A 6475-nucleotide genomic window follows, 5' to 3' on the forward strand; every position below is an offset into this window, starting at 1 on the left:
CTGACTTCTTTTTGTATCCAACACAATACTTTGGATTCCTGCTTCGTTAGTCTTGATAGATCGATCTGTTCCAATCGGTCTCCTCATCGGGTAGTTTATAAATAGAACTTATAAACGCATCCCGCTCCCCGTTAGAGAAGACCTACTGAGAAAATTATTATGCGAACTCCTTTAGTCATCTCGAGCTGCTGCCTGATTCTGTTGTTGTTTGCCGGACCAGCAAGTTTATCCGCAGCGGCTGATAAACCGAACCGACCCAACGTGGTGATCATTCTCGCCGATGACATGGGGTACGGCGATGTGACTGCGATTAACAAACAGAGCCGTATCCCGACGCCGAATCTGGATCAGCTGGCCAAACAGAGTCTGGTCTTCACCGACGCGCATGCTGCGGGTTCTTACTGTGTGCCCTCCCGTTACGGTTTGCTTACCGGTCGTTATATGTGGCGGACCCGATTGGGATCAGGGGGCAACCTCGCGAACTTCGCTGGCACACTGATCGAGCCGGGACGAAAGACGATCGCAGACCTGCTTAAAGACGCCGGCTATCGGACCGCGCTGGTTGGCAAATGGCATCAGGGGCTCGACTGGAAGCTGCATGACGAGAGCGAGCGGGAACAGATTCGCGTTGATCCCAATTACCAGAACTTCCAGAATATCGACTTCGCTTCGCCCGCGTTGAAGGGGCCGCAGGATTATGGGTTCGCCTACTCTTTCGGCACCGCCGGTTCTGCGGAGATGAATCCCGCCGCCTTCATCGAGAACAATCGGGTGACGGTGATTCCCACGCTCTCCTCTGAACAGGCAAAGAAAAAGCAGGGCGAATGGTTTGGCCGGGACGACAACATCGTCGCTGAAGGTTATACGATGGACCGTCTGGTGCCGACGCTTTCGAACAAGGCCTGTGAATTCGTAGAAACTGCGACTCGCAACCATCCCGATCAGCCGTTCTTTCTGTATTACGCGATGACCACACCGCACAATCCGATTGTGCCCAACAAACCATTCGTCAGCAAAAGCCGCGCCGGCACGTTTGGCGATTTCGTCGTCGAACTCGATCACCACGTTGGCAGGCTGTTGCGCAAACTCGACGAACTTGGCATCGCAGAGAATACGCTGGTGTTCTTCACCAGCGACAACGGCCCCGTCGATCGGACGAACGGCTATCGACAACGTTGGGTCCGCGGCGATACACAGATTTACGGCCACGACAGCAACGGCCCCTGTACCGGCTGGAAGGGGGGCCTCGAAGAGGGCGGCCACCGCGTGCCGTTCTTCGTTCGCTGGCCGGCGACCATCAAACCGGGCGAAGAGTGTTCCACCACGATTGTGTTCAACGATGTGCTTCCCACGCTGGCAGAGATGTTAAACGTGAAGCTCGACCACAACACCGCGGAAGACGGCCAGAGTTTCTTCAAAGCGTTCTCGGGAGAAGCACGGCCCGTCTCCTTCCACAAAGCCATCGTGCATAATCACCACAACGGCACCTTCGCGATCCGGCAGGGCCCGTTTAAACTCACAGTCCGCGGCCCGAAAACCACCGCCGAGGTTCTGGATGACAGTATCCCGGTCACGTTCACGCTGTATGATCTGAGTAAAGACCTCGAAGAGACCACCGACGTTTCCGAAAAACATCCGCAGCAGATTAAACAGATGCACGCTTTGCTGAAACAATATGTGAAGGAGGGGAGCAGCAACACTGATCGATGACGACCTTGCCAGGAAAAATCCGTCAAATGGGCCTGCGCAATATTCCTGTCTGAATGTCAGCCAGCACATAGTTCTCGGCAGCCACGGGGGAGCCTCCCATCCGGCGGAAAATTCCGATTTGCCCCAGGTGCAGCATGGCGTCGGCCAGCGGCCCCTGGAGTAACTGCTCCTCGCTGACTTCATTCAGCGGAGCGTCATCAGCCAGCAGTTGATCCAGTTTGGTAAGGACCCTGTAAAAGCGATCCACCTCTATTTCCCAGTCGGCAGGTTCCGGTCGGGTGGATTCGAGCGGCACAAAAAACGAAACCGCATACGTCAGCACACCGTTAATATGGTTAAGAATTTCGACCGGCGTGCGGACCACCTCAGCGGGTCGGAATGTGGCGATCTCGGCCGGCATCTCCTGCAGAACGTTCGTCCCGCGATACGCCAGCGTCGCAATGAAATGCCGCAGTGCATCGTGTTTGCTATGGATGGACATGATTTTCTCTCCGGTAGAATGAGCTAATGCTTATGGAGCTCCGCTCTGTTCAGCATTTATTTGTTAATCTTGCGTGCGATCTAACAGAAGCTTGCTATCATTCCCATAAACATAAAACAGAAGAGTAGGATAAAGCCAGGGTTTGTTATTTCACGCCCATTGCAAAAATGTCTGACTGTTCTGCATTGATGTTACGTTTTGAATTTACGCGATGAGATTTTATTTACCAGAACCTTATGATATCTGAATGAAATCCAAACAGCGAGAAAATTTCTCAGAGAACATTGTCGAGAGACTTCTTCGGACACTGCTTTACGATTCCTTACTCCTTGTCGGTACAGCATGGGGGTGCTAAATTGCAGTGGCAGTCTTAAATACCTTCTCCCTTTCAAACAGCAGAGGCATCCTATGCAACTCGATCCCTTTCACCTCGCGTTTCAGGTGCGTGACATTGCCGAAGCCAGAGCGTTCTACGGCGGCCTGCTCGGCTGCAGTGAAGGTCGCAGCTCAGAGACCTGGGTGGACTTCAATTTCTTCGGACATCAGGTTGTGTGCCATTTGAATCCGACGATAGGGCCGGAAGGAACCGTTGCATCGCACGCCAACCCCGTCGATGGTCACGGCGTTCCCGTCCCGCATTTTGGCGTCGTCTTAACGATGGATCGCTGGCAGGATCTGGCAGATCGGTTGCGTGAGAATAAAATCGAGTTCGTGATCGAACCTTACCTGCGTTTTGAGGGTCAACCTGGTGAGCAGGCCACGATGTTTTTTCTCGATCCCAGCGGCAATGCTCTGGAATTCAAAGCGTTTCGTGATATCGAGGCACAATTGTTTGCGACGTGATTCACTAATGGGTAGTATTGCTGAATTATCAACAGTGAATGAAATATGCCCTGGAAAAGTAGGGGTAGCCCTATGTGGCTACCCGTGATATCGACGTTCTATGCAATTGGACGTGCGAAGTATTTCTCTGGTTCCATTGCAGGAGTGATTCAAGATTTAATGTCTCAAGGCGGGCAGGCACACAGGCACTGCCCCTACGAAAATAATTGCTTCGTCTCGTCTGGTGAATTTGCTCGCGTTCCGAACTGTTTTCAGTGTTGTAGTGACAATATTATAAGTGATCCGCAGCGGCGAACGACCTGCCAGTACTGTTAGAAATGATTCCTGTTCTCAAAAGGCATTGTTACGATGAAGATCCGGCCGGCGGAATTATCTGATCTCGATGCGATTACCGAGATTTACAACGAAGCGATTCTAACCACGACGGCGACCTTTGATCTGGAGCCGAAGACGCGCGAGGAGCGACTTGAATGGTTCGAGAGTCATGACGCACGTTTTCCGATTCTCGTGGCGGAGTGTGAAGGACGTGTGGTGGGCTGGGCCTGTCTTTCCCGCTGGCGTCCCCGGCGGGCTTACGATGAGACAGCGGAAACGTCGTTTTACGTCAAAGAGGACCAGCGTGGCAAAGGGATTGGACGGCAGCTGAAGCAGGCGATTATAGAAGAAGCCCGCCGTCTAAAATTTCACACGCTGATCGCCGGCGTGGCAGAAGGAAGTCAGGCCAGCCTGCATTTGAATCAAAGTTTCGGATTCGAAGTGGTGGGAACTTTCAAGGAAGTCGGGAACAAATTTGGTAGAATGCTGGACGTAACCTATCTGCAAAAATTCCTGGATTGACGTTATTGAGTCTGACTGCTTTTTTATCCCTTGGGGAATGAATTTTGAAAAGGAATTATATGAGTCGTCAAATTACCATCGGGTATCAGGAAGCAATGGTAGAGGCAATAACCTATATTGAGATACAGGCTCCTTACTTCTTATTTGGAACACAACAAACAAGTAAACGTTTTTGGTCACTTCCAGATTGGGAAAGGATAGGCATAAAACAACTCTCGGAATTGGGCGAGTTAGACCCCATCTATTTCATCGGTTGGGATATGATGGCCGATTTGTCGAATGAAATCAGACTGCTTCAGGACAATCTCGATTCAATCGAGTTCTATCCAGAAATCAAGGCATCATGGCTCGCGCATTTAATCTATTGTTATCAGCTTCTCGTGATGACGGCACCACGTAATTCGAGCCCAAGTTTAGTAATTGGTTGAGTGGGTACCATGAAGGCCGAACGAATGTAAATGGTGGTGAAATATGAAGTATGTCCCTTGTCTGGTTTTGATGTGAGCAGAAAATGATGGGGCGTATTTCTTTTCTGATTCGCGTACTCTGGACCTCGCCGAATACGCTGCTTGGTCTGGTAATCGGCGGCGTGGGCCTGTGCTTTGGCGGTCGGGCACGCATTCGCGGTCGGGCTGTCGAGTTTTATGACGGCGGTACAAAGTGGTTCGTGCAGCGACTCCCCCACGGTCAATTCACCCTCGCACTGACACTGGGCCATACCATCCTCGGCCAGACAGACGCGTCTCTGGACATTTCACGCGATCATGAAACCGTGCATGTCCTGCAGTATGAGCGCTGGGGACCATTTTTCCTGCCCGCCTATTTTCTTTCATCCATCTACATGTGGCTGGTCGGTCGGCGGTTCTATCGCGACAATCCTTTTGAGCGCGAAGCCTATGACGCCGACGGCGGGGAACATGATATGTAACTGAATGGCTCTGGTATTGATGAAATATCGGGTGGTACCGTTGGCTTGCCAACAGTGAATGAGATGACGCCACCAGTCGAAGTCGATTTCAATCGAGCCCCAGCTTGACCCGCCGCGTCGTGCGTTCTTCGACCGGTTGGCCGACTCTGATCACAACCGAGCGATCCTTGGCTTTCGCAGCCGCGTAATCCGGCACCCCTGCGGGGTAAATCGCTTCGACCGATTTGACCGGATGAGAAAAATGTGTCCAACTTCTCTTTATTCTCCGACACCTATTTATTTTCAAAACCCCTGTTCGGCAACTTGGGTTCAGCGTTTGCCTGGCTGTCTTAACTCGATTTATGCCCTGATTCATCAATCACCGCGTTTAGATGATGAATCAGCCGGTATAGTCGATAGTAGCCGAATCGGGCCATACCGATCATGAGCGTCGCAAATGCAATCGGCAGGAATGCGATGCATACGAGCGGATTCCAGAAAAGTGCAAGCTGAGATGTCAAAAATGTGATGCCTGCGAGTGCCCAAAACGGATACGCAATTCGCTTTTGTGATTCCAAGTCTTCAATGGTTAGAATCCGCTGTAGACGCGCCTTCTCGGTTTCTGACAGGTGAACTGGTTCGGACACGGCAGGTGATCCCCATCAACAGCTAAGTTGAATTAGACTAAATTATTTCGGTAAAACCCACTCACGGCATAGATGGTGTAGTTCTATTTGATAAGGGAGAAATGATCAAGCAAAAATTATCGAAGGTGGGGGAAATAAAGGAGTCCGGAACCAAATCTCCCGTACGAGGCGATGATCACGGTTCTCGCTGAAGGGCTGCTTAACCCTCATCACCGGTCCGATTGTCGCGATCTGTTTAGCCGGTTCCTGCTGCAGGCCGTGCGGTGCCTGCTTGGATTCTCTTTGCGAAATCTAGTTGACGGGCGCTGTACATGGTGTAACTTTCTCGTAAGGCTTATCCCTCCCCACGGGCCTGCGGGGAGTGAAGGTCATGCGCTACTGGATTGAGTTGATAATGCAAGGATTCTACGAATGCATAAGGTCGTTCAAGAAACGCTGGAGATTCTTGATAAGTGGAGTGCCCGGCTGGAAGGGCACTGCTCTCAGAAACGCTCCGATGAACGAATGGAATATCGTCAGCTGATTGGGATCTACCTGCCAGGGTCAGGGCAGAATGGAGACGACAATGATGACCCGGGGATGATTGTCGTCACGTCCAGAAATTTATCGAGAAGCGGCGTCAGTTTTCTCCATTCACAAAACCTGCGATCAGATAAAATCATCCTGGCTCTGGGCCAGGACAAGAATCATTGCATCTACATGGAAAGCAAGATCGTCCGTCGACGCCAGGTCCATAATGACTTGTGGGAATTCGGTGTGCAGTTTGTGGGCAGAGCCATTATGTAACGGGGCCGAAATGAGCCGGATGCCCAATCGGGGGGCTCCTTTATGCTTTCCGATTTCCCTTTGCTGGAAGGATCTCAGGATGGATCTAGAACCCAAGCCGTTAAAGGATGCGAGTCACTTGTATGACGTCGAGCGTACGCAGTATCACGCCCAGCGACCCGGCTTCCGTATAATTGAGTTGCAGATTTCACCCACGTAAAGTGTGCCCTGGCATTACCATAGCCAGATTCAGGATACGTTTTACGTCATCGAGGGGGCGCTTAA

General features: G+C 51.4%; 8 protein-coding genes. 6 read left to right on the top strand and 2 right to left on the bottom strand.

Translation table 11 applies throughout. From position 1 onward, the window contains the following. Positions 1 to 159: 159 nt before the first annotated feature. Entirely contained in the window at positions 160 to 1710 is a 1551-nt protein-coding gene (locus Q0294_RS13660) for an arylsulfatase (RefSeq protein WP_299466305.1), read from the top strand. Between the two features lie 22 nt (positions 1711 to 1732). On the opposite strand, the gene Q0294_RS13665 is transcribed toward Q0294_RS13660, so the two are convergent. After that, positions 1733 to 2191 (bottom strand): hypothetical protein, encoded by a 459-nt coding sequence (locus Q0294_RS13665; protein WP_299466308.1) that lies wholly within the window; start codon positions 2189 to 2191, stop codon positions 1733 to 1735. A 408-nt stretch (positions 2192 to 2599) separates the two neighbouring features. On the opposite strand from Q0294_RS13665, the gene Q0294_RS13670 reads away from it, so the two are divergent. From Q0294_RS13670 to Q0294_RS13685, 4 genes are all read left to right on the top strand, one after another. After that, a complete protein-coding gene (locus tag Q0294_RS13670) occupies positions 2600 to 3034 on the top strand; it encodes a VOC family protein (protein WP_299466311.1) in 435 nt (144 codons plus the stop codon). A 348-nt stretch (positions 3035 to 3382) separates the two neighbouring features. Further along, complete coding sequence (locus Q0294_RS13675) at positions 3383 to 3871, top strand: GNAT family N-acetyltransferase (RefSeq protein ID WP_299466314.1); 489 nt, start codon at positions 3383 to 3385, stop codon at positions 3869 to 3871. A 59-nt stretch (positions 3872 to 3930) separates the two neighbouring features. Further along, the gene (locus Q0294_RS13680; protein WP_299466317.1) at positions 3931 to 4299 is read left to right on the top strand and encodes a hypothetical protein; all 369 of its coding nucleotides are present in this window, start codon (positions 3931 to 3933) and stop codon (positions 4297 to 4299) included. An 86-nt stretch (positions 4300 to 4385) separates the two neighbouring features. After that, positions 4386 to 4799, top strand: coding sequence for a hypothetical protein (locus tag Q0294_RS13685; RefSeq protein WP_299466321.1), 414 nt, complete (start codon positions 4386 to 4388; stop codon positions 4797 to 4799). Positions 4800 to 5128: 329 nt separating this feature from the next. Here Q0294_RS13685 and Q0294_RS13690 read toward each other — a convergent pair whose 3' ends face one another. Then, complete coding sequence (locus Q0294_RS13690) at positions 5129 to 5425, bottom strand: hypothetical protein (RefSeq protein ID WP_299466324.1); 297 nt, start codon at positions 5423 to 5425, stop codon at positions 5129 to 5131. A 411-nt stretch (positions 5426 to 5836) separates the two neighbouring features. Here Q0294_RS13690 and Q0294_RS13695 point away from each other — a divergent pair, with 411 nt between their 5' ends. After that, positions 5837 to 6211, top strand: coding sequence for a PilZ domain-containing protein (locus Q0294_RS13695; RefSeq protein WP_299466327.1), 375 nt, complete (start codon positions 5837 to 5839; stop codon positions 6209 to 6211). Positions 6212 to 6475: the final 264 nt, after the last annotated feature.

It is taken from the genome of uncultured Gimesia sp., assembly GCF_937919775.1.
Classification (GTDB): Bacteria; Planctomycetota; Planctomycetia; order Planctomycetales; family Planctomycetaceae; genus Gimesia.